This window comes from Micromonospora halotolerans, assembly GCF_032108445.1.
In the GTDB taxonomy this organism is placed as follows: domain Bacteria; phylum Actinomycetota; class Actinomycetes; order Mycobacteriales; family Micromonosporaceae; genus Micromonospora; species Micromonospora halotolerans.
The window spans coordinates 3,607,303-3,629,430 of sequence record NZ_CP134876.1; the positions used below are offsets into that span (position 1 = coordinate 3,607,303).

Genomic DNA, 22,128 nt, shown 5'->3' on the forward strand with positions numbered 1-22,128 from the left:
TCCAGTCTGCGGCTCCGTAGACTCCTTCGCTGTGGAGAACGCGAGGAACGCCTTCTGGGGGCCGGACTTCCAGCAGCTCAGCACCACCGATCCGGAGATCGCCGAGGTGGTGCTGGGGGAGTTGGCCCGGCTGCGCGGCGGCCTGCAACTGATCGCCAGCGAGAACCTCACCTCGCCGGCCGTGCTGGCCGCCCTGGGCTCCACGCTGACGAACAAGTACGCCGAGGGCTACCCGGGCCGGCGCTACTACGGCGGCTGCGCCGAGGTGGACCGCGCCGAGGAGCTCGGCATCGCCCGGGCGAAGGAGCTGTTCGGGGCCGAGCACGCCAACCTCCAGCCGCACTCCGGCGCGAGCGCCAACCTGGCCGCGTACGCCGCCCTGGTGCAGCCGGGCGACACCGTGCTGGCCATGGACCTGCCGCACGGCGGGCACCTCACCCACGGCAGCCGGGTGAACTTCTCCGGGAAGTGGTTCCACCCGGTCGGCTACACCGTCCGGCCGGACACCGAGCTGATCGACTACGACGAGGTCCGTGACCTGGCCCTGGCGCACCGGCCGAAGCTCATCATCTGCGGCGCGACGGCGTATCCGCGGCTCATCGACTTCGCCCGGTTCCGGGAGATCGCCGACGAGGTCGAGGCCTACCTGATGGTGGACGCGGCGCACTTCATCGGGCTGGTCGCCGGCCGGGCGATCCCGTCCCCGGTCCCGCACGCCGACGTGGTCACCTGCACCACCCACAAGGTGCTGCGCGGCCCGCGCGGCGGCATGATCCTCTGCCGGGAGTCGCTGGCCGCCCGGATCGACAAGGCCGTCTTCCCGTTCACCCAGGGCGGTCCCCTGATGCACGCGGTCGCCGCCAAGGCGGTCGCCCTGCGCGAGGCCGCCCAGCCGGACTTCCGGGCGTACGCCTCCCAGGTGGTCAGCAACGCCCAGGCGCTCGCCGACGGGCTGGCCGCCGAGGGCATGCGGCCGGTCTCCGGCGGCACCGACACCCACCTGGCCCTGATCGACCTGCGCGACACCGGGGTGACCGGAGCGGCGGCCGAGGCGCGCTGCGACGCCGCCGGCATCACCCTGAACAAGAACGCCATCCCGTACGACCCGCAGAAGCCGATGGTCGCCTCCGGCATCCGGGTCGGCACGCCGAGCGTCACCACCCAGGGCATGCGCGAGGGGGAGATGCGCCGAGTCGCCACGCTGATCGCGCGGGCGGCGCGCACCGACCCGGAGTCGCCCGGGGGCGCGGACGAGCTGGGCCGGATCGCCGGCGACGTGACCGAGCTGGTCGGGACCTTCCCGGCGTACCCCCGTGGCTGAGCCGGGGACGCGCGCGGCGGAGGCGGTGGCGGACCGGGGCTGGCGGCTGCGCCACCTGCCGGTGCTGGTGGTCGCCTCGGTGCTGATGGCCGCCGTGGCGGCGGTGGCCGGCGGGCTGGCCCGCGGCGCGGACGGCGCCCTCGGGGCGGCGGCCGGGGTGGCGGTCACGGCGGTCAGCTACACGCTCACCACGGTGGTGCTGGCCTGGGCCGACGCCCGGGATCCGCAGCTCGTGCTGCCGTTCGGGCTGGGTGTCTACATCGCCAAGATGACGCTGCTCGGCGGCGTGATGGTGCTGGTCGCGTCGACCGGCTGGCCGGGGCTCGTCCCGTTCGCGCTGGGCATCGCCGCGGGCGTCGTGGTCTGGACCGGGGTGCACATCTGGTGGCTGGCCGCCGTGCACGCCCGCAGGGCCCCGCGCTGACCACAGCAGGCGGGCGCCTGCGGCGTCGACCGACGGCGCTGTCCCATTCTCCGGACGGCACGCCGCGCTGTCCGCGATCGGTCATTCTCTCAGTGGCGGGAGGGGAGTAGCGTGCCTCCAGACGACTTCGCCCGCCCGTGTCCCACACAACAAGGTTGTGCGGGGGGTGAGGCACAGCCTCTTCGGCTCGACTGATATCGTTCGCCCCGTCATGGCCGGTGACCAGAAACCCCCCAGCACTGGCGGCCCGGGCGACGTTCCGTCCGGTGCCGGCCAGGGTTGGACCGCGCTCTCGTACCTCATCGGGGGCATGCTCGTCTGGGGCTTCGTCGGCTGGCTGGTCGACCGTTGGCTCGACACCGGCGGCATCGCCACCGGGATCGGGATCGTGCTCGGCATGGCCGGGGGAATCATCCTGGTCGTGCGCAAGCTCGGCACGCCTCAATAGGAAGGGACGCGGTGTTCGGACAGGCGAACGTCCTGGCTCAGGGCCAGGCGGAATTCCCACCCAGCGTGGAGGACTTCTACCTGCCCAGCATCCTGCCCTGGGGTGCGCACGACTCGTTCTGGTTCACCAAGATCACTGCGATGGTCTGGATCGCCGTCGGCGTCCTGATCATCTTCTTCCTGGCCAGCTACCGGAACCCGCAGCTGGTGCCGACCAAGAAGCAGTGGTTCGCCGAGTCCATCTACGGCTTCGTCCGCAACAACATCGCGGTCGACATGATCGGGCACCAGGGCGTGCGCTTCGCGCCCTACTTCACGACGCTGTTCTGCTTCGTCCTGCTGACGAACGCGTTCGCGATCATCCCGTTCTTCCAGATCTCGCCGAACTCGCACATCGCCTTCCCGGCGTTCCTCGCCGTGATCAGCTACGTGCTGTTCAACTGGATCGGCATCCGGCACCACGGCTTCGTCAAGTACTTCAAGAACTCTCTGGTCCCGCCGGCGCCCTGGTACATCCTGCCGCTGCTGATCCCGATCGAGTTCTTCTCGACGTTCCTGGTCCGGCCGTTCTCGCTGGCCGTCCGTCTTTTCGCGAACATGTTCGCCGGCCACATGCTCCTGCTGGTCTTCACGCTCGGCGGTTTCGCGATGCTCAGCGCCAACGCCTGGCTCGCGCCGGTCTCGGTGCTGTCCTGGGCGATGACCATCGCGCTGACCTTCCTCGAGTTCCTGGTGATCTGTCTGCAGGCGTACGTCTTCACGGTGCTGACCGCCAGCTACGTGCAGGGTGCGCTCGCCGAAGAGCACTGATCCACTTCAGTACCAACCGTTGTCGTCCCGCGTGACCGTCACGCGTGATAACCAGGAGGAACACCAATGAGCATCCTTGCCGAGGTAACGGGCAGCACCGCTGCTATCGGTTACGGCCTGGCCGCCATCGGCCCCGGCATCGGCGTGGGCCTGGTCTTCTCGGCCTACATCCAGTCGACCGCCCGCCAGCCGGAGTCGTCGCGGATGACCCTGCCGTACGTCTGGATCGGCTTCGCCGTGATCGAGGCGCTCGCGCTGCTGGGCATCGCCTTCGGCTTCATCTGGGCCGGCACCGCCGCCTGATCCACCCCCTCTGACCGGGAGGTTTCCCATGTACTTCCTCGCCGCTGAGGGTGGTGAAGCGGCCCACAACCCGATCATTCCCGCCTGGGAAGAGATCGTGGTCGGTGGCATCGCCTTCATCGTGCTCTGCTTCGTGCTGATGAAGTTCGTCTTCCCGCGCATGGAGCAGACGTTCCAGGCCCGGGTCGACGCGATCGAGGGCGGCATCAAGCGCGCCGAGGCCGCCCAGGCCGAGGCGAACCAGCTGCTCGAGCAGTACCGGGCCCAGCTCGCGGAGGCGCGTACCGACGCCGCCAAGATCCGCGACGACGCCCGGGCCGACGCCGAGGGCATCCGCCAGGACATCCTCGCCAAGGCGCGCGAGGAGTCCGACCGGATCATCGCGGCCGGCAAGGAGCAGCTCGCCGCGGAGCGGGCCACGATCGTGCGCGAGCTGCGCACCGAGGTGGGCACCATCGCGGTGGACCTGGCCAGCCGCATCGTCGGTGAGTCGCTCGCCGACGAGGCACGTCGCAAGGGCACCGTGGACCGGTTCCTGAGCGGTCTCGAGAGCACGGGGGCCCGCTGATGCAGGCCGCCAGCCGGGAGTCGTACAAGGTCGCGGCGGACCGCCTCGACGAGTACGCCCGCGGCGCGGAGCCGTCGGCGGTGTCCACCACCGCCGACGACATCCTCTCCGTCGCCGCCCTGCTGCGGCGCGAGCCGCGGCTGCGCCGGGCGCTCTCCGACCCGGCCCGGTCCGGGTCGGATCGGGCCGGCCTGCTCGGCGAGATGCTGCGCGGCAAGATCGGCGCCGACGCGCTCGACCTGCTCGCCTCGCTGGTCTCCGGCCGCTGGTCGGCTCCGTCGGAACTGCTCGACGCCGCCGAGCGGCTGGGCGTCGAGGCGCTCCTGGCGAGCGCCGACAAGGCCGGCGAGCTGGGCGAGGTCGAGGACGAGCTGTTCCGTTTCGGGCAGGTCGTCTCCGGCTCCCCGGACCTGTCCAACGTGCTCTCCGACCAGATGGCGCCGGCCGCGCAGCGGGCCACCCTGGCCGACCAGCTGCTCGCCGACAAGGCCCGGCCGATCACCGGTTACCTCGTCGGGGCGGCGCTCGCCGGCTTCGGGGGACGCTCCTTCACCGGAGCACTCACCCGGCTGGTCGAGCTGGCCGCCGAGCGGCGGGACCGCCAGGTCGCGTACGTGACCGTGGCGGCTCCGCTGGATGACGCGGAGGAGCGACGCCTGGGTGCCCGCCTCTCGGAGATGTACGGTCGGGAGGTGTCCGTCAAGCAGACGGTGAACCCCGACGTGCTCGGCGGGGTGAGTGTCCGGGTCGGTTCCGACCTGTACGACGGCACCGTCCTGCGCCGCCTGAACGAGACCCGCAACGCGCTCGCGAAGCGCTGATCAGCGACTGAGCAGCCCTGATTCGATGCCATCGGACCGGTCGGTACTAGGTATCCCGGGCCCCTGATACTTAAGGAAGCAGAGGATGGCCGAGCTGACCATCTCGACGGAGGAGATCCGCGGCGCCCTGGAGCGCTACGTCTCCTCCTACACGGCCGACGTCTCCCGCGAGGAGGTCGGCACCGTCGCCGACACCGGTGACGGCATCGCCCACGTCGAGGGGCTGCCCTCGACCAAGACCAACGAGCTCCTGGAGTTCGAGGACGGCACGCTCGGCGTGGCGCTGAACCTCGACGTCCGGGAGATCGGTGTCGTCGTTCTCGGTGACTCCGCCAAGCTGGAGGAGGGGCAGCGGGTCAAGCGCACCGACCGGGTGCTCTCCGTGCCGGTCGGCGACGCGTTCCTCGGCCGCGTGGTCAACGCGCTCGGCCAGCCGATCGACGGCCTCGGCGACATCGCCGACGAGGGCTACCGCGAGCTGGAGCTCCAGGCTCCGAACGTGATGTCGCGGCAGTCGGTCTTCGAGCCGCTGCAGACCGGCATCAAGGCGATCGACGCCATGACGCCGATCGGCCGGGGCCAGCGGCAGCTGATCATCGGTGACCGGAAGACCGGCAAGACCACGGTCGCCCTGGACGCCATCCTCAACCAGCGGGAGAACTGGCGCTCCGGCGACCCGAAGAAGCAGGTCCGCTGCATCTACGTCGCCATCGGCCAGAAGGCCTCCACGATCGCCTCGATCAAGGGCCAGCTGGAAGAGGCGGGCGCGATGGAGTACACCACCATCGTGGCCTCCCCGGCGTCCGACCCGGCCGGCTTCAAGTACATCGCCCCGTACACCGGCTCGTCCATCGGGCAGCACTGGATGTACGGCGGCAAGCACGTCCTGATCGTCTTCGACGACCTGAGCAAGCAGGCCGAGGCGTATCGGGCCGTGTCCCTGCTGCTGCGCCGCCCGCCAGGCCGCGAGGCCTACCCGGGTGACGTCTTCTACCTGCACTCCCGGCTGCTGGAGCGCTGCGCGAAGCTCTCCGACGAGCTGGGCGGCGGCTCGATGACCGGTCTGCCGATCATCGAGACGAAGGCGAACGACATCTCGGCCTTCATCCCGACCAACGTCATCTCCATCACCGACGGCCAGATCTTCCTCGAGACCGACCTGTTCAACCAGGGCGTCCGGCCGGCCATCAACGTCGGCACCTCCGTCTCCCGGGTCGGTGGCGCCGCGCAGGTGAAGCCGATGCGGAAGGTTGCCGGCTCGCTGCGGCTCAACCTGGCCCAGTACCGCGAGCTGGAGGCGTTCGCCGCCTTCGCCTCCGACCTGGACCGGGCCTCCCGGGCCCAGCTGGAGCGCGGTTCCCGCCTGGTCGAGCTGCTCAAGCAGCCGAACTACTCGCCGTACCCGGTGCAGGAGGAGGTCGTCTCGGTCTGGGCCGGCGTCGAGGGCAAGCTGGACGACATCCCGGTGGGTGAGGTCCGGCGCTTCGAGTCGGAGTTCCTCCAGTACCTCCGGCACAAGCACGAGGGCGTCCTGGCCGGGATCGCCGACAACAAGTGGGACGACGACATCATCGGCTCGCTCGACTCGGCCATCACCGAGTTCAAGAAGGTCTTCCTCGGCAAGGAGGACGAGACCCGGCTCAACGAGGCCCCGGCCGCGCCGCTCGAGGGCGAGGAGAACCGCGAGACGGTGACCCGCTTCCGCGACGGCTCGACCGACCGCCCGGCTGAGAGCTGACGATGGCCGCGCAGGTTCGCGTTCTTCGTCAACGGATCCGCTCGGCGAAGTCGATGAAGAAGATCACCAAGGCGATGGAGCTCGTCGCGACGAGCCGCATCGCCAAGGCCCAGGCCCGGGTGGAGGCTTCGCTTCCGTACGCCAGGGCCATCACCGGCGTGCTCACGGCGCTGGCCTCGAACGCGCGGATCGACCACCCGCTGCTCACCCCGCGCGAGCGGGTGCGGCGGGCCGGCGTCCTGCTCGTCACGGCCGACCGTGGCCTGGCCGGTGGCTACAGCACCAACGCGATCCGGGCCGCCGAGTCGCTGATCGCCCGGCTGCAGGCCGACGGCAAGGAGCCGGTGCTCTACGTCATCGGCCGCAAGGGCGTGACGTACTACCGGTTCCGCAACCGGGACATCGCGGCGAGCTGGACGGGCTTCTCCGAGCAGCCGGGCTTCTCCGACGCCCGCGAGGTGGGTGAGACGCTGATCAAGGCGTTCACGGCCGGCGCGGACGACGCGGAGGGCAACGCCGGGGCGGACGGGGTGCTCGGGATCGACGAGCTGCACATCGTCTACACCGAGTTCAAGTCCCTGATGACCCAGACGCCGGTCGCGAAGATCATCGGCCCGATGCAGGTCGAGGACCGGCCGCGGTCCGAGGGCCTGCTGCCGGCGTACGAGTTCGAGCCGGAGGCCGAGGCGCTGCTCGACGCGCTGCTGCCGAAGTACATCAACACGCGGATCTACGCGGCGTTGATCGAGTCGGCGGCCAGCGAGTCGGCCTCCCGGCGGCGTGCGATGAAGAGCGCCACCGACAACGCCGAAGAGATGATCGAGAAGTACACGCGTGAGATGAACACGGCCCGCCAGGCCGGGATCACCCAGGAGATCAGCGAGATCGTCGGCGGCGCGAACGCGCTGGCCGCGTCGGGAAGTGAAGTGTGATGACTGCCCCAGTAGAGACCAAGACGGCCACGGGTCGCGTGGTCCGGGTCATCGGCCCGGTCGTCGACGCCGAGTTCCCGCGCGACGCCATGCCGGCCCTGTTCAACGCCCTGCACGTGGACGTGACGCTCTCCGGCGGCCAGAAGACGCTGACCCTCGAGGTCGCCCAGCACCTGGGTGACAACATGGTCCGCGCCATCTCGATGCAGCCGACCGACGGCCTGGTCCGCGGCTCCGAGGTCCGGGACACCGGCTCGCCGATCACCGTGCCGGTGGGCGACGCGGTCAAGGGCCACGTGTTCAACGCGATCGGCGAGGTCCTCAACCTCACCGAGGGCGAGACGCTCACGCCGGACGACCACTGGGGCATCCACCGCAAGGCCCCGGCCTTCGCGGACCTGGAGCCGAAGACCGAGATGCTGGAGACCGGCATCAAGGTGATCGACCTGCTCGCCCCGTACGTCAAGGGCGGCAAGATCGGTCTGTTCGGCGGCGCGGGTGTGGGCAAGACGGTGCTCATCCAGGAGATGATCACCCGGGTGGCCCGGAACTTCGGTGGTACCTCGGTCTTCGCCGGCGTGGGTGAGCGCACCCGTGAGGGCAACGACCTCATCGCCGAGATGACCGAGTCCGGCGTCATCGACAAGACCGCGCTGGTCTACGGCCAGATGGACGAGCCGCCGGGCACCCGGCTGCGGGTCGCCCTCTCCGCGCTGACCATGGCGGAGTACTTCCGCGACGTGAAGAAGCAGGAGGTGCTGCTCTTCATCGACAACATCTTCCGCTTCACCCAGGCCGGTTCCGAGGTCTCCACGCTGCTCGGCCGCATGCCGAGCGCCGTGGGTTACCAGCCGACCCTGGCCGACGAGATGGGCGAGCTCCAGGAGCGGATCACCTCCGTCCGGGGCCAGGCCATCACCTCGATGCAGGCGATCTACGTGCCCGCCGACGACTACACCGACCCGGCGCCGGCCACCACGTTCGCCCACCTGGACGCGACCACCAACCTGGAGCGGTCGATCTCCGACAAGGGCATCTACCCGGCCGTGGACCCGCTGGCGTCCTCGTCCCGGATCCTCGCCCCGGAGTTCGTCGGCCAGGAGCACTTCCAGGTCGCCACCGAGGTGAAGCGGATCCTGCAGCGCTACAAGGACCTGCAGGACATCATCGCCATCCTCGGCATCGAGGAACTCTCCGAGGAGGACAAGGTCACGGTGGGCCGGGCCCGCCGGATCGAGCGCTTCCTGTCGCAGAACACCTACGCGGCCGAGCAGTTCACCGGCGTGCCGGGCTCGACGGTTCCGATCAAGGAGACCATCGAGGCGTTCAAGAAGATCAGCGAGGGCGAGTACGACCACTTCCCCGAGCAGGCGTTCTTCATGTGCGGCGGTCTCGAGGACCTGGAGAAGAAGGCCAAGGAGCTGATGGAGGGCTGAGAGCCCGCTCACACTCCACGGAGGCCGCCCCGACACATGTCGGGGCGGCCTCTGCCTGTTGAGGGCCCCTCGCTACCAGGTGCCCGGTTCGCTGGCAAGCGGTTCGCCATACCGCGCGGTACCGTTCGTGACACGACGTTCACATCATGAGCGTTGATCTCTGCAACGAAACGGATCCGGGCGCCCGTCTACCAGTCGTGGGCGTGACGATGGGAGATGCTCGTGGGTGAGGCCGGCACGGACCGCGGCAAGCGGGCCCGGTGGCGCGGCGTGCCGCGGTGGGCCCGGGTCTGCACCATCCTCGGCGTCGTCATGATGGTGCTCAGCGGCTCCGTGCTGGTGGGCTACCACGCGCTGGTCGCCCGCTACGAGGGCGCGGTGGGCAAGGGCGACCTCTTCGGTGACCAGGCGGCCGGGGCCAAGGAGAAGAAGAGCGACATCAAGGGCCCGCTGAACATCCTGCTGGTGGGCATCGACCCCCGCAACGCGAAGACCCGCCCGCTCGCCGACTCGATCATGATCCTGCACGTGCCGGCCGGCATGGACCGGGGATACCTCTTCTCCCTCCCGCGCGACCTGCGGGTGGAGATCCCCGAATTCACCAAGGCCGACTACGCCGGCGGCACCGACCGGATCAACGCCGCCATGTCCCACGGCAGCGCGGTGCCCGGGCGGAACCCGAGCGCCGCCCAGGGCTTCGAGCTGCTCGCCAACACCGTGCAGCAGGTCACCGGGATCGAGCGCTTCGACGCCGGGGCGATCATCAACTTCACCGGCTTCAAGAAGATCGTGGACGCCATGGGCGGCGTCGACATGACCATCGAGCGCGAGGTCAAGTCCGAGCACCTGCAGCCCGACGGCACGCCGCGCCAGCTCAAGCCGGGCGGTGGGGGCTACCTCGGCCCGCAGGCCGTCTACAAGAAGGGCAACGCCCACCTCAAGGGTTGGCAGGCGCTGGACTACGTTCGGCAGCGCTACCCGAAGAACGGTGTGCCGGACGCCGACTACGGCCGGCAGCGGCACCAGCAGCAGTTCATCAAGGCGATGGTGAGCCAGGCGTTCAGTGCCGACGTGGTGGCCAACCCGGTGAAGCTGGACCGGGTGCTCCGCGCGGCGGGCCAGTCGCTGGTCTTCAACGGCCGGGGCAACAGCGTGGTCGACTTCGCCCTCGCCCTCAAGGGCATCCGGGCCGACTCGATCGAGACGATCAAGCTGCCCGGCGGTCCGGTCGAGACGAGCCGGGGCTACCAGGGTGAGCGCCTGCTGCCGCCCGCCGAGGACTTCTTCGCGGCCCTGCGCAACGAGCAGGTCGACGCGTTCCTGCTGGAGCACCCCGACTTCAAGCAGAAGAGCAAGTAGCGTGAGCGCCAACGGGCTCCGGCGGGCGCCGGGGCCGGTTGGCGTGACCGTGGCGCAGCTCTCGCCACCCGCGTTGGGTCGGCTCCGGGGGCGCGACTAGACTTTCGGCAATCCGCCGCCGCAGCAAGGAGACAGCGTGGCACAGCAGCTTCACGTCGAGCTCGTAGCCGTCGAGGAGAAGGTCTGGTCCGGCGAGGCCGAAATGGTGGTCGCCCGCACGACCGAAGGTGAGCTGGGTGTGCTGCCGGGGCACGCGCCCCTGCTCGGCCAGCTCGCGGAGCCCAGCCAGGTACGCATCAAGCAGGCCGGCGGCGAGCAGCTCGCGTACGACGTGGCGGGCGGGTTCCTGTCGGTGTCCGGTGAGGGCGTGACCGTCCTCGCCGAGAGCGCCACCCCGGCTACTCCGGCCCGCTGAGCCGACCCGCCGATGGAGATCGTGGAAGGGATCGGAATCGGCGTCGCGGTCATCTTCGCGGCGCTTCTGATCCTCTTCATCCGGCGGGCTCTGTTCACCCGCAGCGGAGGCATCATCCGGCTCAGCGTCCGGGTGTCCACGATGCTCGACGGCCGGGGCTGGTCACCCGGCTTCGGCCGTTTCGTCGGCGACGAGCTCCGCTGGTACCGCATGTTCAGCTTCGCCCTGCGCCCCAAGCGGGTGCTCTCCCGTAAGACCCTCGCGGTGGAGCGGCGCCGGCTGCCCGAGGGCCAGGAGCGGCTCTCCATGCCGGCCGACTGGGTGATCGTGCGATGCACCAGCAACCACGCCCCGGTCGAGATCGCCATGGCGCGATCCACGGTCACCGGGTTCCTCTCCTGGCTCGAGGCCGCCCCACCCGGGGCGGCCTCGCCGCGTCTGGCCTCCCAGGACTGGCCCGCCGCCTGACCCCCGCTAGGGCACGAACCGGACATTTCACGGCCCTCTGCCCGCTCCCGGGCTCGTCGCGGGTCGCTCCCGTGCGAGCTGTCCGGTTGCGGATCCGTCGAGTGGAACGTCATGGCTGTCTCCGCGGTCCGGACGCACCCATCCTGTTCCGCTGACCGACTGTCGCCGGGCGGTCTGTCCGTTTCGGGGGTGGTCGGCGGCACTCTGGTGGCGGAATGGCGGGCGGGTGGGGGTCGTTGTATGCCCGTGAACGCCCGAGGAAGACGCCCCGCCAGCCGGGGTGGCCAGGCCCGGAATGATGGTGGGCCGCCGGTCGTTGTACATGGTCCCGGCGCCGTGAAGAGGCATCGCCCCGCGCGCCGGATGACCCCCTGAGACTTTTCGCTTTGTTGAGCGCCTGACGGTGCTTGCGCACATCCGATAGCCGATCCCCGTCGGTGGATGTCGCGCCAACCCCCGAATGGAGCTACCCCCATGAACACGATGCTGCGTAAGAGCGTGCTGGGTATCGCTGGTCTGGCCTTCACCGGTGGCGTGTTCGCCGGTCCGGTCGCCGCCCACGCCGCCGAGCCGGTGAACAGCACCAAGCCGGTCGCGGTGGCGGTGGAGGCCGACAAGCCGGACACCAGCAAGCTGGTCCCGCACGGTGTCCAGGGCGCCCAGTCGAAGATCACCCTGAACGACGAGCAAATCGCGAACGCCAAGGCGATCATCGCGGCGACGAAGAAGGCCGGTCTGCCGGAGCGCGCCGCGGTCATCTCGATCGCCACGTCGCTGCAGGAGTCGAAGCTGGAGAACCTGGGTCACCTCGGCGACAAGAACGACCATGACTCGCTGGGCCTGTTCCAGCAGCGCCCGTCCAGTGGTTGGGGCACGCCGGAGCAGATCACCGACCCCGAGTACGCGACCCTGGCGTTCGAGAAGGGTCTGAAGCAGGTCGACGGCTGGCAGGACATGCCGCTGACCGAGGCCGCCCAGACCGTGCAGGTCTCGGCCTACCCCGACGCGTACGCGCAGTGGGAGCAGCAGGCCGCCGACATCGTCGCCCAGTACTGGAACAGCTGACCTGAAACAACGCGCTGGCCGGCACCCCGAACATGGGGTGCCGGCCAGCGGCGTATCCGGAGCGGAATTCAACCGACGTCGGCGACCAGCTCGACCTCGTACCCCTGGGTGTCGGACAGGTAGGCGGCGTAGGTCCGCGGTCCGCCGGCGTGGGGGTGGCGGTCCGGGAACAGCAGCTCCCACCCGTGTCCGGGCGCGGCGGCGACCAGCCGGTCCACGGCGGCCGGCGGGCCGGCGTGGAAGGCCAGGTGGTTGAGGCCCGGCGCCCGCCGGTCGTGGGTGCGCCCGGTGAGCGCCGGGGACTCCTCCAGGACCAGGTAGGTCGGGCCGAGCCGCCAGGACCGGCCGGCCGGCCAGTCCTGGTACGGCGTCCAGCCCAGCTCGCCGAGGAGCCAGCCCCAACTACGCCTGGCAGCGGCGAGATCGGGTACCCAGACCTCCACGTGGTGCAGCGCGCCGACGGTCAGCGCTTCCCGCCCGGCACCCATAGCACATCTCCGTCTGGATTTGCCGTTCTTGACAGGATAAAGAGCAGATCGGAGAGCCGGTTGAGATACTTTGCCGGGAGCGTGCTGGTCCGGTCCGGGTCGTGGGTGACCAGCGCCCACGCCGCACGCTCGGCGCGCCGGGCGGTCGTCCGTGCCACGTGCAGCAGCGCCGCGCCAGCGGTGCCGCCGGGGAGGATGAAGGAGTCGAGCTTGCTCAGGCGCGCGTTGAACTCGTCGCACCAGCCCTCGAGGCGCTCCACGTACTCCTCGGTGACCCGCAGCGGCGGGTACTTGGGATCCGGCTCCACCGGCGTCGCCAGGTCCGCGCCGACGTCGAACATGTCGTTCTGGATCGACTCCAGCACCACCCGCAGCTCGTCGGGGAGCTGCCCCAGGGCGAGCGCGACGCCGATGGCGGCGTTGCACTCGTCCACGTCCGCGTACGCGGCGATCCGCGGATCGGTCTTCGGCACCTGCTCGTTGTTGCTCAGCCTGGTCATGCCGGCGTCGCCGGCCTTGGTGTAGATGCGCGTGAGGTGGACGGCCATGACGCACAGCCTACGGATACCGGACCTGACGATCCCGGCGCGGCCGGCCCGCACCGCCTGGCCGGCGGGGGTCGGGCCGGGTGATGCCGGCGACCCGGCGGTCAACGACGTCGACGTCATCCGGGTGCCCGGTGAGGCCCGGCTGGCCGGCACCGTGCACGTGGTCGGGGCGAAGAACTCCGCGTTGAAGCTGATGGCGGCGGCACTGCTCGCCCCGGGGCGCAGCGTGATCACCAACGTCCCCCGGATCACCGACATCGCCATCATGGGCGAGGTGCTGCGCCGGCTCGGCTGCGCCGTACGCTTCGCCGCCGACGACCCGGTCGACCCCATGGTGGCCCGCGGCGGGGTGGAACGGTCCCGGTCGGTGGTGATCGACGTGCCGGAACAGCCGGGCGCGGAGGCCGACTACGACCTGGTCCGCCGGCTGCGTGCGTCGATCTGTGTGCTCGGTCCGCTGCTGGCCCGCCGGGGGTACGTGCGGGTGGCCCACCCCGGCGGGGACGCCATCGGCTCGCGCGGCCTGGACATGCACATCGCCGGGCTGTCCCGCATGGGCGCGGAGATCTCCGGCGAGCACGGCTTCGTCATCGCCGAGGCCCCCGACGGGCTGTACGGGGCGGACATCCCGCTGGACTTCCCGAGCGTCGGCGCCACCGAGAACCTCGTGATGGCGGCGGTGCTGGCCCGGGGCACCACGACGATCGACAACGCGGCGCGGGAGCCGGAGATCGTCGACATCTGCACCATGTTGAACCGGATGGGAGCCCGGATCGAGGGGGCAGGCACGTCGACCCTGCACATCGTCGGGGTGCCCGGGCTGCGCCCGGTGCGGCACGCCACGGTGGGGGACCGGATCGTCGCCGGAACGTGGGCGTTCGCGGCCGCCATGACCCGCGGCGACGTGACCGTGACCGGCGTCGACCCGGCCTACCTGGAGGTCGCGCTGGACAAGCTGGTCTCGGCCGGCGGCCTGGTGGAGACCCGCGGCGGCGCCTTCCGGGTACGCATGGACGACCGGCCGAAGGCCGTCGACGTGGTCACCCTGCCCTTTCCGGGCTTCGCCACCGACCTGCTGCCGATGGCGATCGGGCTGGCCGCGGTCAGCGAGGGCGGCTCGCTGATCACCGAGAACATCTTCGACGGCCGGTTCATGTTCGCCAACGAGATGATGCGGCTCGGCGCGGACATCAAGACCGACGGCCACCACGCCCTGGTGTGCGGCCACGAGCGCCTCTCCGGCGCCCCGGTACGGGCCACCGACATCCGGGCCGGCGCCGGCCTGATCATCGCCGGGCTGTGCGCCGACGGGGTCACCGAGGTCTCGCACGTGCACCACGTGGATCGCGGCTACCCGGACTTCGTGGCCGACCTGCGGGCCCTCGGCGTCGAGGTGGCGCGCGGCACCGCCCCCGAGGAGCCCGACCTCGCCATCTGAGAGGGAGGCCTTAGCAGCCGTTCAGCCTCGCGGATTAGGGTGCTCGGAGACACTCATTCGCAGCGAGGGAGAAGCAGATGGCGGGTCGACTCGCGGTCGTCGGTGCCGGGTTGATGGGCTCGGGCATCGCCCAGGTGGCGGCGCAGGCGGGCTGGCAGGTGACCCTGCGCGACCTGGACGACGCGGCCACCAAGCGGGGCGTCGACGGCATCCGGAAGTCGCTTCAGAAGTTCGCCGAGAAGGGGAAGATCGAGGCGTCCGAGGTCGAGGCGACCCTGGCCCGGATCACCCCGACCACCGAGCTGGAGGCGGCGGCCGACGCGGACATCGTCGTCGAGGCGGTCTTCGAGAAGATCGAGATCAAGCACGAGGTGTTCCGCGCGCTGGACAAGATCTGCAAGTCCGACGCGGTGCTGGCCACCAACACCTCGGCCATCCCGGTCACCCAGATCGCCACCGCCACCGAGCGCCCGGAGTCGGTCGTCGGCACCCACTTCTTCTCGCCGGTGCCCATGATGAAGCTCTGCGAGCTGGTCCGGGGCTACAAGACCAGCGACGCGGCCCTGGCCACGGCCAAGGCGTTCGCCGAGGAGATCGGCAAGACCGTCGTGGTGGTGAACCGGGACATCGCCGGCTTCGTCACCACCCGGCTGATCTGCGCCCTCGCCATGGAGGCGGTCAAGCTGGTCGAGTCCGGTGTGATCTCCGCCGAGGATCTGGACACGGCCTGCAAGCTGGGCTTCGGACACGCCATGGGCCCGCTGGCCACGGTCGACCTGACCGGCGTGGACGTGCTGCTGAACGCCAGCAAGAACATCTACACCGACACCGCCGACGAGAAGTTCTTCCCGCCGGAGCTGCTCCAGCGCATGGCCACCGCGGGCGACCTGGGTCGCAAGACCGGCCAGGGCTTCTACAGCTACTGATCCGCGCGCGTGACGCCCCCGGCCGCTCCGGTCGGGGGCGTCACGCTTTCCGGGGTGGGGTCAGGGCCGCGCCGAGCAGGGCGAACGCGTCGGGGATGACCGTGCCCCAGTAGGCGAAGTTGTGCCGGCCGTCGGCCCAGGCAGCGCGTACCGGGGGTTCGGGCAGCGCCCGGGCCAGCGCGCGGACGTCCTTGAGGAAGTTGTCCTGCCGGCCGCACCAGAGGCCGACCGGGGTGCCGCGCAACCGGTCCACACCCGTGAAGACCGCGTCGCCCGGGCGGACGGCGGGGGAGAAGGCGGCCACCGCGCGCAACCATCCGGGGTACGCCTCGGCGAGCAGCAACGCCCCGAACCCGCCCATCGACCAGCCCCAGACGGCGAGCCGGCTGCTGTCGAAGCCGCGCCGGGCGCACCAGGTGGGCAGCTCCTCGCGGACCATCCGCTGCGGGTCGTCGTCCCCGGAGCGGCGCCAGGAGAGTCGGCCGCCGGTGGATCCGGCCAGCGCGAAGGGCGGGGCGCCACGGCGTACCGCCTCGGTGAGGAAGCGGGCCAGCCCGAAGCGGCCGTAGTCCCGGGGTGTGGCCGAGGCGCCGTGCAGCACCAGGCAGACGGGGAGGCCGCGGCCGTCGCCGTACCCCTCGGGCACGGCCGTCCAGAAGTCCACCTCGCGGCCGCGGGCCCCGGAGGCGATCCGGATCAACCGCTCGTCCCCGGCCGGCGCGTCCGGCACGGCGGGCCCCGGCCCGGGCCGGGGCTCGGCGAGCTGCCGGGCGGTGAGCCCGCCGACCACCGCGACGCCGGCCACGCCGGCGGCGGCCCCCAGCAGCGTGCGCCGGGTCAGATTGTGCGCCATGCCGGCGAGTGTGCCACCCGCGACGTGAGGAAGGGCCCCCTGCTATACGCGAGGCGTTGACAGGGGGCCCTTCCTTGCGCTCTCAGCCGTCGCGCTTCGTGGTCCAGCGGAACGTGGTCAGGCAGAGGACCAGGCCGATCACGCACCACAGCCCGAGGACCAGGGCGACGCGGCCCAGCTCGAACGAGCCGCCCGGTTCCTGCGCGCCGAAGCTGTCCGGCAGGAAGACCGACCGCAGCCCCTGGCACATCCACTTGAGGGGGAAGAGCGCGGCGACCTGCTGCATCCAGCTCGGCAGGCTGGTGAAGACGAAGAACACGCCGGAGATGAACTGGAGGACCAGGGCCACCGGGGTGACCACGGCCGAGCCGCTGCGGGCCGTGCGGGCGAGGGACGAGATGGCGATGCCGCACAGGGTGCAGGCGGTGACGCCGAGGACGGCGACCCACCCGAAGGTGAGCCACCGGGCGGCGGTGTCCGGCAGCGTCAGGTCGAACAGCGCGACCGACACGGCGAGCAGCAGCGCGGTCTCCGCGATGCCGATGGCCACCACCATGAGCACCTTGCCGGCGAACCACACCCACTTCGGCATCGGCGTGCCCCGGTAGCGCTTCAGGACGCCCCGGTCCCGCTCGATGGGGATCCAGATGCCGAGGTTCTGGAAGCTCACCGTCATGAGGCCGGTCGCGATCATGCCGGTGATGAAGTACTGCGTGTAGCTCACGCCCGGCGCGATCTCGTCGTTGAAGATCGCCGCGAAGATCAGAATCATGATGACCGGGAAGCCCATCGTGAACACGACGGACTCCCGGGAGCGCAGGAACTGGGTGATCTCCAGCCGGCCCTGCCGCAGGGCGAGCGTGCCCCCGCCCGGCCGGCGGCCTGGGGCGGCGGCGACCGGGGCGGCCGGCTTCGTCGTGGTGGTCATCAGTGTCCGATCATCCGCAGGTAGACGTCTTCGAGGGTCGGCCGGGTCACGGTGAGGCCGGGGACCTCGCCGCCGAAACGCGCGGCCAGCTCCGCCACCAGCGCCGTAGGCGTCGCGGTCTCCGCCGTCTCCGGCGCCCCCTCCGGGGTACGCCAGGAGACCGTCGCCAGCGCCTCCTGGCGGTTGCCCAGCCGGTCCGGCGGGGCCACCTCGACCACCCGGCCGGCGGCGATCACACCGACCCGGTCGGCCAGGGCCTCGGCCTCGTCCAGGTAGTGGGTGGTGAGCACGATGGTGGTGCCGGCGGCGGAGAGGTCCCGGATCAGCTCCCAGAACTCGCGGCGGGCCTCCGGGTCGAAACCGGTGGTGGGCTCGTCGAGGAAGAGCAGCTCGGGGCGGCCGACGATGCCGAGCGCCACGTCGAGCCGGCGCTTCTGCCCGCCGGAGAGGGTGTGCGTGCGCGCCCGGGCCTTGGCGCCGAGCCCGACCCGCTCGATCACCTTCTCCGGGTCGTCGGAGTCGGGGTAGAAGCCGGCGAAGTGCCGGACCACCTCGCCGACGGTCAGCTCGTCGAACTCGCCGGTGCCCTGCAGCACGATGCCGACGCGGGAACGCCAGCCCGCGTCCGGGTGGGCCGGGTCGGCGCCGAGCACCCGCACCTCGCCGGCGTCGCGTCGCCGGTAGCCCTCCAGGATCTCCACCGTGGTGGTCTTGCCCGCGCCGTTCGGGCCGAGCAGGGCGAACACCTCACCGCGGCGGACATCGAGGTCCACCCCCGCCACCGCGAGGTTGTCGCCGTACGCCTTGCGCAGCCCCCGTACGGAGATCGCGAGCTCGTCATCCATGACGTCCAGTGTGCGACTCCGGCGGGCCGGGCGGCGGCCCGGGGGTGTGGTGGTGTCGCCCATGTCGCGCCGCTCGTGCCCGTCGGTCCGCTCCATGGACCTGTGTGGTTTTCCACAGCCCGTTTTACTGAACGGTAACTTAAACTCCGGCCATGGATGAGAAGGCTCCTTCGGGGCGGTTGCCGGAGCGCGACCGGCCCTGGGTGATGCGCACCTACGCCGGGCACTCCTCCGCCACGGCCACCAACGCGCTCTTCCGCCGCAACCTGGCGAAGGGGCAGACCGGGCTCTCGGTCGCCTTCGACCTGCCCACCCAGACGGGCTACGACCCGGACCACGAGCTGGCCGCCGGCGAGGTGGGCCGGGTCGGTGTGCCGGTGGCGCACCTCGGCGACATGCGGGCCCTCTTCGAGGGCATCCCGCTCGCCGAGATGAACACCTCGATGACCATCAACGCGCCGGCGATGTGGCTGCTCGGCCTCTATGGCACGGTCGCCGCCGAGCAGGGCGCCGAGCTGTCCCGGTGCGCCGGCACCACGCAGAACGACATCATCAAGGAGTACCTGTCCCGGGGCACCCACATCTTCCCGCCGGCCGCCTCACTGCGGCTCACCGCGGACGTCATCGCGTACACGCTGCGCGAGATGCCGAAGTGGAACCCGGTCAACATCTGCTCGTACCACCTCCAGGAGGCCGGCGCGACGCCGGTGCAGGAGGTCGGCTTCGCCCTGGCCACCGCCGTCGCCGTGCTCGACGCGGTACGCGACTCCGGCCAGGTGCCCGCCGAGCGGATGGGCGACGTCGTCCAGCGGATCTCCTTCTTCATCAACGCCGGCGTGCGCTTCGTCGAGGAGATCGCCAAGATGCGCGCGTTCGGCGCGCTCTGGGACGAGATCACCCGCGACCGGTACGGCGTCGAGAACGCGAAGCAGCGCCGCTTCCGGTACGGCGTCCAGGTCAACTCGCTGGGCCTCACCGAGGCGCAGCCGGAGAACAACATCCAGCGCATCGTGCTGGAGATGCTCGGCGTCACCCTGTCCCGCGACGCCCGCGCCCGCGCCGTGCAACTGCCCGCCTGGAACGAGGCGCTCGGCCTGCCCCGCCCCTGGGACCAGCAGTGGTCGCTGCGCATGCAGCAGGTGCTGGCGTACGAGTCGGACCTGCTGGAATATCCGGACCTGTTCGAGGGCTCGCACGTGATGACCGCGCTGGTCGACGACCTCGTGGCCGGGGCCCGGGTCGAGCTGGAGAAGGTGCTGGAGATGGGCGGCGTGGTCACCGCCGTGGAGACCGGCTACCTGAAGAGCGCCCTGGTCGCCTCGCTGGCCGACCGGCGCCGGCGGATGGAGGCCGGCACCGATGTGGTCGTCGGCGTCAACCGCTTCACCGAGACCGAGCCGTCACCGCTGACCGCGGCCGGCGCCGAGGCCATCGAGCAGGTCGACCCCGCCGTCGAGGCGGCCGCCACCACCGCCGTACGCGAGTGGCGGGCCGGCCGGGACGCGGCGGCCGTGGACGCGGCACTCGCCCGGCTGCGCGCGGACGCCGCGACCACCACGAACCTCATGCCGGCGACGCTGGAGTGCGTGCGGGCCGGCGTGACCACCGGCGAGTGGGCCGGCGCGCTGCGCCAGGTCTTCGGCGAGTACCGGGCGCCCACCGGCCTGTCCGGCGCGGCCGGCGCGGGCGGCGACGCCGGCCTGGGCGCGGTCCGGGAGCGGGTCGCCGCCACCGCGCGCGAACTGGGCAGCGGCCGGCTGCGGCTGCTCGTGGGCAAGCCCGGCCTGGACGGGCACTCCAACGGCGCCGAGCAGATCGCGGTACGCGCCCGCGACGCCGGCTTCGAGGTGGTCTACCAGGGCATCCGGCTGACCGCCGGGCAGATCGTGGCGGCCGCCGTGGAGGAGGACGTCGACCTGGTCGGCCTCTCGGTGCTCTCCGGGTCGCACCTGGCCGCCGTGCCGGCCGTGCTGGACGGGCTGCGCGCCGCCGGGCGGGCCGACCTGCCCGTGGTGGTCGGCGGCATCATCCCGGCGGCCGACGCGGAAGCGCTCCGGGCCGCCGGCGTGGCCCGCGTCTTCACCCCGAAGGACTTCGCGCTGACCGGCATCATCGACGACCTGGTCACCGTGATCCGCGAGTCCAACGGCCTGTCCTAGGCTCCCCGGCTCCCCGGCTCCGGGACTCGGGTCCGTGTCCGGAGACCGGTCGGGTTTCTGGCTCGCGGCCCTGGTCGGCCCGTTGCCGGCTGGACCGGGCCCGCTCGGATTCGCAGTTCGCGGCTCGGTCGCCGTTGCCGGTAGGACCGGGGACTCGGTCGGATCTGCAGTTACCGGGCTGGGGCGTCGCGTTGTCGGCGAGCGCGCCCCGGTCAGCGGCTCGCGTAGGTCTGGCAGTCGGCCATGTCCATCTCGGGCCCGACGGTGATCGCCGGTGCGTGACACTCCAGGTCGGAGTTGTGCCGGCAGTCCGCGCGCTGGCAGGCGCCGACCTGGGCGATCAGCTGCTCGACGCCGCCGCGTACCGGCAGCTCGATGAAGGTGTGGCAGTGCGCGTGGTCGCTGCTGCCGATCGTGATGGCGAACGCGTGGCAGTCGTTGGTGTGGTTGTAGGCGCAGGACCTGACGGCGCATTCCTGGACCCGGGGCATCTCCATCGACGCGGTCATCTTTGCGGCCTCCTCTGGACGTCTGTCCTGAACGTAGGCGTTCGTCCGGGTCGTCGTCCCTGGATCCGGGGGCGGGTCATGCGGTCGGGTAGCCGCCGCTGCCGTCAGCCGCCCAGCGGAGGCACGCGCCCCACCACCGCCTTTGCTCTGCAGCCATCCACGCAGCGGGCGCGGAGCGGAGGTGGTGCGTGGATGGCTGCAGAGCAAAGCGGGCCGGGCTGGGTGGGCGGGTGGCTGGGTGGCTCGTGGGTGGGTCTGGGGCCAGCGCGTCGATCCATCCACGTCATCACGCTGCGCCGACACGGGCAGTTCCAGCCTGGGGTGGATGTCCGTTTCGGGCGCTGGCGCGGGCGGTGAGTGGAACGCTATGGGTGTCTCCGGGGCCGGGATACACCCATACCGTTCCACCGACCGTCCCGCCTTGGGTGTGGTGTCCGGTTCGCGGGGTGACCGGCGGCATCCCGGCGGTGGAATGGCCGCCGGGTGGGGGTCGTTATACCCGGTGCACGACCGAGGACCACGCCCCGCCCGACGGGGCGCCCCGCCCCGCTACCCGTGCCCGACCCCCGGGAATGATGGTGGCTGGTCGGTCGTTGGACATGGTCCCGGCGCGACGAAGAGGCCCCCGCCCCGTCCGCTGGATGATCCCCCTTGAGACTTTCTTGAGCGCCTGACGTGGTGCTTGCGCACACCCCCTTTGCCGACCCCCGTCGGTGCGTGTGTGCGCCAACCCCCGAATGGAGCCATCCCCCATGAACACCATGCTGCGTAAGAGCGTGCTGGGTATTGCTGGTCTGGCCTTCACCGGTGGAATCTTCGCCGGTCCGGTCGCCGCCCACGCCGACGCCCGCCCCGTCGAGGGCAAGCCGGCCGCCGTCGCGACCGTGCAGGGCGCCCAGTCCCACATCGACCTCAACGACGAGCAGCTCGCCAACGCGAAGGCGATCATCGCGGCGACGAAGAAGGCCGGTCTGCCCGAGCGGGCCGCGGTGATCTCGATCGCCACGAGCCTGCAGGAGTCGAAGCTGGAGAACCTCGGCCACCTCGGCGACGCCAACGACCACGACTCGCTGGGCCTGTTCCAGCAGCGCCCGAGCTCGGGTTGGGGTACGCCGGAGCAGATCACCAACCCCGAGTACGCGACCCTGGCCTTCGAGAAGGGTCTGAAGCAGGTCGACGGCTGGGACAAGATGCCGCTGACCGAGGCCGCGCAGACCGTGCAGGTGTCGGCCTACCCGGACGCCTACGCCCAGTGGGAGCAGCAGGCCACCGACGTCGTTCACCAGCACTGGAACAGCTGACCCGAACAACGACCGCTGGCCGGCAC

At 70.9% G+C, this 22,128-nt stretch carries 24 protein-coding genes; 18 read left to right on the forward strand and 6 right to left on the reverse strand.

Annotated features, from left to right (window positions below):
• Positions 1-31 precede the first annotated feature (31 nt).
• From glyA to RMN56_RS17225, 14 genes are all read left to right on the forward strand, one after another.
• Positions 32-1,321, forward strand: coding sequence for a serine hydroxymethyltransferase (gene glyA, locus RMN56_RS17160; RefSeq protein WP_313718448.1), 1,290 nt, complete (start codon positions 32-34; stop codon positions 1,319-1,321).
• Positions 1,314-1,745, forward strand: a complete 432-nt coding sequence (locus RMN56_RS17165; protein ID WP_313718449.1) for a hypothetical protein — start codon at positions 1,314-1,316, stop codon at positions 1,743-1,745. The genes glyA and RMN56_RS17165 overlap by 8 nt, the downstream gene beginning before the upstream one ends.
• A gap of 211 nt (positions 1,746-1,956) precedes the next feature.
• Entirely contained in the window at positions 1,957-2,193 is a 237-nt protein-coding gene (locus tag RMN56_RS17170) for an AtpZ/AtpI family protein (RefSeq protein WP_313718450.1), read from the forward strand.
• Between the two features lie 11 nt (positions 2,194-2,204).
• Positions 2,205-3,002, forward strand: coding sequence for a F0F1 ATP synthase subunit A (atpB, locus tag RMN56_RS17175; RefSeq protein WP_313718451.1), 798 nt, complete (start codon positions 2,205-2,207; stop codon positions 3,000-3,002).
• A 66-nt stretch (positions 3,003-3,068) separates the two neighbouring features.
• Positions 3,069-3,305, forward strand: a complete 237-nt coding sequence (locus RMN56_RS17180; protein WP_151461930.1) for an ATP synthase subunit C-like protein — start codon at positions 3,069-3,071, stop codon at positions 3,303-3,305.
• Positions 3,306-3,333: 28 nt separating this feature from the next.
• The gene (locus RMN56_RS17185; RefSeq protein WP_154228419.1) at positions 3,334-3,873 is read left to right on the forward strand and encodes a F0F1 ATP synthase subunit B; all 540 of its coding nucleotides are present in this window, start codon (positions 3,334-3,336) and stop codon (positions 3,871-3,873) included.
• Positions 3,873-4,694, forward strand: a complete 822-nt coding sequence (locus RMN56_RS17190; protein WP_313718452.1) for a F0F1 ATP synthase subunit delta — start codon at positions 3,873-3,875, stop codon at positions 4,692-4,694. The genes RMN56_RS17185 and RMN56_RS17190 overlap by 1 nt, the downstream gene beginning before the upstream one ends.
• Positions 4,695-4,779: 85 nt before the next feature.
• Positions 4,780-6,432, forward strand: coding sequence for a F0F1 ATP synthase subunit alpha (gene atpA / locus RMN56_RS17195; protein WP_313718453.1), 1,653 nt, complete (start codon positions 4,780-4,782; stop codon positions 6,430-6,432).
• Between the two features lie 2 nt (positions 6,433-6,434).
• Entirely contained in the window at positions 6,435-7,364 is a 930-nt protein-coding gene (locus tag RMN56_RS17200) for a F0F1 ATP synthase subunit gamma (RefSeq protein ID WP_313718454.1), read from the forward strand.
• Positions 7,364-8,800 carry a F0F1 ATP synthase subunit beta gene (gene atpD / locus RMN56_RS17205; protein ID WP_262284740.1) on the forward strand — a complete coding sequence of 479 codons (1,437 nt, stop codon included), beginning with the start codon at positions 7,364-7,366 and terminating at the stop codon, positions 8,798-8,800. Before RMN56_RS17200 ends, atpD begins: the two co-directional genes overlap by 1 nt.
• 216 nt (positions 8,801-9,016) lie before the next feature.
• Positions 9,017-10,159: an LCP family protein gene (locus RMN56_RS17210; protein WP_313718455.1), complete on the forward strand. Its 1,143-nt coding sequence runs from the start codon at positions 9,017-9,019 to the stop codon at positions 10,157-10,159.
• Positions 10,160-10,295: 136 nt separating this feature from the next.
• Positions 10,296-10,574, forward strand: a complete 279-nt coding sequence (locus RMN56_RS17215; protein ID WP_091318756.1) for a F0F1 ATP synthase subunit epsilon — start codon at positions 10,296-10,298, stop codon at positions 10,572-10,574.
• A gap of 12 nt (positions 10,575-10,586) precedes the next feature.
• Positions 10,587-11,042 carry a DUF2550 domain-containing protein gene (locus tag RMN56_RS17220; RefSeq protein ID WP_313718458.1) on the forward strand — a complete coding sequence of 152 codons (456 nt, stop codon included), beginning with the start codon at positions 10,587-10,589 and terminating at the stop codon, positions 11,040-11,042.
• Positions 11,043-11,516: 474 nt separating this feature from the next.
• Positions 11,517-12,107: a hypothetical protein gene (locus RMN56_RS17225; RefSeq protein WP_313718460.1), complete on the forward strand. Its 591-nt coding sequence runs from the start codon at positions 11,517-11,519 to the stop codon at positions 12,105-12,107.
• A 68-nt stretch (positions 12,108-12,175) separates the two neighbouring features.
• Here the strand turns inward: RMN56_RS17225 and RMN56_RS17230 are convergent, their stop codons facing one another.
• Together RMN56_RS17230 and RMN56_RS17235 are read right to left on the reverse strand one after the other, a co-directional pair.
• Entirely contained in the window at positions 12,176-12,595 is a 420-nt protein-coding gene (locus RMN56_RS17230; RefSeq protein WP_313718461.1) for a VOC family protein, read from the reverse strand.
• Positions 12,571-13,143 carry a cob(I)yrinic acid a,c-diamide adenosyltransferase gene (locus tag RMN56_RS17235; RefSeq protein ID WP_313718462.1) on the reverse strand — a complete coding sequence of 191 codons (573 nt, stop codon included), beginning with the start codon at positions 13,141-13,143 and terminating at the stop codon, positions 12,571-12,573. The genes RMN56_RS17230 and RMN56_RS17235 overlap by 25 nt, the downstream gene beginning before the upstream one ends.
• Between RMN56_RS17235 and murA the strand changes: the two genes are divergently transcribed.
• Both murA and RMN56_RS17245 read left to right on the forward strand, forming a co-directional pair.
• Positions 13,142-14,581, forward strand: a complete 1,440-nt coding sequence (gene murA, locus RMN56_RS17240; protein WP_313718463.1) for a UDP-N-acetylglucosamine 1-carboxyvinyltransferase — start codon at positions 13,142-13,144, stop codon at positions 14,579-14,581. The two genes, RMN56_RS17235 and murA, sit on opposite strands and share 2 nt — an antisense overlap.
• Before the next feature lie 77 nt (positions 14,582-14,658).
• Positions 14,659-15,507 (forward strand): 3-hydroxyacyl-CoA dehydrogenase family protein, encoded by an 849-nt coding sequence (locus RMN56_RS17245; protein WP_262284733.1) that lies wholly within the window; start codon positions 14,659-14,661, stop codon positions 15,505-15,507.
• Between the two features lie 40 nt (positions 15,508-15,547).
• Here the strand turns inward: RMN56_RS17245 and RMN56_RS17250 are convergent, their stop codons facing one another.
• The 3 genes from RMN56_RS17250 to RMN56_RS17260 all read right to left on the reverse strand — a co-directional run bounded on the left by RMN56_RS17250 (position 15,548) and on the right by RMN56_RS17260 (position 18,133).
• Entirely contained in the window at positions 15,548-16,360 is an 813-nt protein-coding gene (locus RMN56_RS17250) for an alpha/beta hydrolase (protein WP_313718464.1), read from the reverse strand.
• 82 nt (positions 16,361-16,442) lie between these two features.
• Positions 16,443-17,288 (reverse strand): ABC transporter permease, encoded by an 846-nt coding sequence (locus RMN56_RS17255; RefSeq protein ID WP_313718465.1) that lies wholly within the window; start codon positions 17,286-17,288, stop codon positions 16,443-16,445.
• Positions 17,288-18,133 (reverse strand): ABC transporter ATP-binding protein, encoded by an 846-nt coding sequence (locus tag RMN56_RS17260; protein WP_313718466.1) that lies wholly within the window; start codon positions 18,131-18,133, stop codon positions 17,288-17,290. Before RMN56_RS17260 ends, RMN56_RS17255 begins: the two co-directional genes overlap by 1 nt.
• A gap of 152 nt (positions 18,134-18,285) precedes the next feature.
• Here RMN56_RS17260 and RMN56_RS17265 point away from each other — a divergent pair, with 152 nt between their 5' ends.
• Positions 18,286-20,292, forward strand: coding sequence for an ethylmalonyl-CoA mutase (locus RMN56_RS17265; RefSeq protein WP_313718467.1), 2,007 nt, complete (start codon positions 18,286-18,288; stop codon positions 20,290-20,292).
• A gap of 212 nt (positions 20,293-20,504) precedes the next feature.
• Here RMN56_RS17265 and RMN56_RS17270 read toward each other — a convergent pair whose 3' ends face one another.
• The gene (locus RMN56_RS17270; protein ID WP_151465152.1) at positions 20,505-20,801 is read right to left on the reverse strand and encodes a DUF1540 domain-containing protein; all 297 of its coding nucleotides are present in this window, start codon (positions 20,799-20,801) and stop codon (positions 20,505-20,507) included.
• A 752-nt stretch (positions 20,802-21,553) separates the two neighbouring features.
• On the opposite strand from RMN56_RS17270, the gene RMN56_RS17275 reads away from it, so the two are divergent.
• Positions 21,554-22,102 (forward strand): hypothetical protein, encoded by a 549-nt coding sequence (locus RMN56_RS17275; RefSeq protein ID WP_313718468.1) that lies wholly within the window; start codon positions 21,554-21,556, stop codon positions 22,100-22,102.
• Positions 22,103-22,128: the final 26 nt, after the last annotated feature.

Coding starts and splice junctions, on each gene's coding strand:
- RMN56_RS17170 (WP_313718450.1), top strand. CDS start 1,957: ATGGCCGGTGACCAGAAACCCCCCAGCACTGGCGGCCCGGGCGACGTT.
- RMN56_RS17180 (WP_151461930.1), top strand. CDS start 3,069: ATGAGCATCCTTGCCGAGGTAACGGGCAGCACCGCTGCTATCGGTTAC.
- RMN56_RS17185 (WP_154228419.1), top strand. CDS start 3,334: ATGTACTTCCTCGCCGCTGAGGGTGGTGAAGCGGCCCACAACCCGATC.
- RMN56_RS17190 (WP_313718452.1), top strand. CDS start 3,873: ATGCAGGCCGCCAGCCGGGAGTCGTACAAGGTCGCGGCGGACCGCCTC.
- atpA (WP_313718453.1), top strand. CDS start 4,780: ATGGCCGAGCTGACCATCTCGACGGAGGAGATCCGCGGCGCCCTGGAG.
- RMN56_RS17200 (WP_313718454.1), top strand. CDS start 6,435: ATGGCCGCGCAGGTTCGCGTTCTTCGTCAACGGATCCGCTCGGCGAAG.
- atpD (WP_262284740.1), top strand. CDS start 7,364: ATGACTGCCCCAGTAGAGACCAAGACGGCCACGGGTCGCGTGGTCCGG.
- RMN56_RS17210 (WP_313718455.1), top strand. CDS start 9,017: ATGCTCGTGGGTGAGGCCGGCACGGACCGCGGCAAGCGGGCCCGGTGG.
- RMN56_RS17220 (WP_313718458.1), top strand. CDS start 10,587: ATGGAGATCGTGGAAGGGATCGGAATCGGCGTCGCGGTCATCTTCGCG.
- RMN56_RS17225 (WP_313718460.1), top strand. CDS start 11,517: ATGAACACGATGCTGCGTAAGAGCGTGCTGGGTATCGCTGGTCTGGCC.
- RMN56_RS17230 (WP_313718461.1), bottom strand. CDS start 12,595: ATGGGTGCCGGGCGGGAAGCGCTGACCGTCGGCGCGCTGCACCACGTG.
- murA (WP_313718463.1), top strand. CDS start 13,142: ATGACGCACAGCCTACGGATACCGGACCTGACGATCCCGGCGCGGCCG.
- RMN56_RS17235 (WP_313718462.1), bottom strand. CDS start 13,143: ATGGCCGTCCACCTCACGCGCATCTACACCAAGGCCGGCGACGCCGGC.
- RMN56_RS17245 (WP_262284733.1), top strand. CDS start 14,659: ATGGCGGGTCGACTCGCGGTCGTCGGTGCCGGGTTGATGGGCTCGGGC.
- RMN56_RS17250 (WP_313718464.1), bottom strand. CDS start 16,360: ATGGCGCACAATCTGACCCGGCGCACGCTGCTGGGGGCCGCCGCCGGC.
- RMN56_RS17255 (WP_313718465.1), bottom strand. CDS start 17,288: ATGACCACCACGACGAAGCCGGCCGCCCCGGTCGCCGCCGCCCCAGGC.
- RMN56_RS17260 (WP_313718466.1), bottom strand. CDS start 18,133: ATGGATGACGAGCTCGCGATCTCCGTACGGGGGCTGCGCAAGGCGTAC.
- RMN56_RS17265 (WP_313718467.1), top strand. CDS start 18,286: ATGGATGAGAAGGCTCCTTCGGGGCGGTTGCCGGAGCGCGACCGGCCC.
- RMN56_RS17270 (WP_151465152.1), bottom strand. CDS start 20,801: ATGACCGCGTCGATGGAGATGCCCCGGGTCCAGGAATGCGCCGTCAGG.
- RMN56_RS17275 (WP_313718468.1), top strand. CDS start 21,554: ATGAACACCATGCTGCGTAAGAGCGTGCTGGGTATTGCTGGTCTGGCC.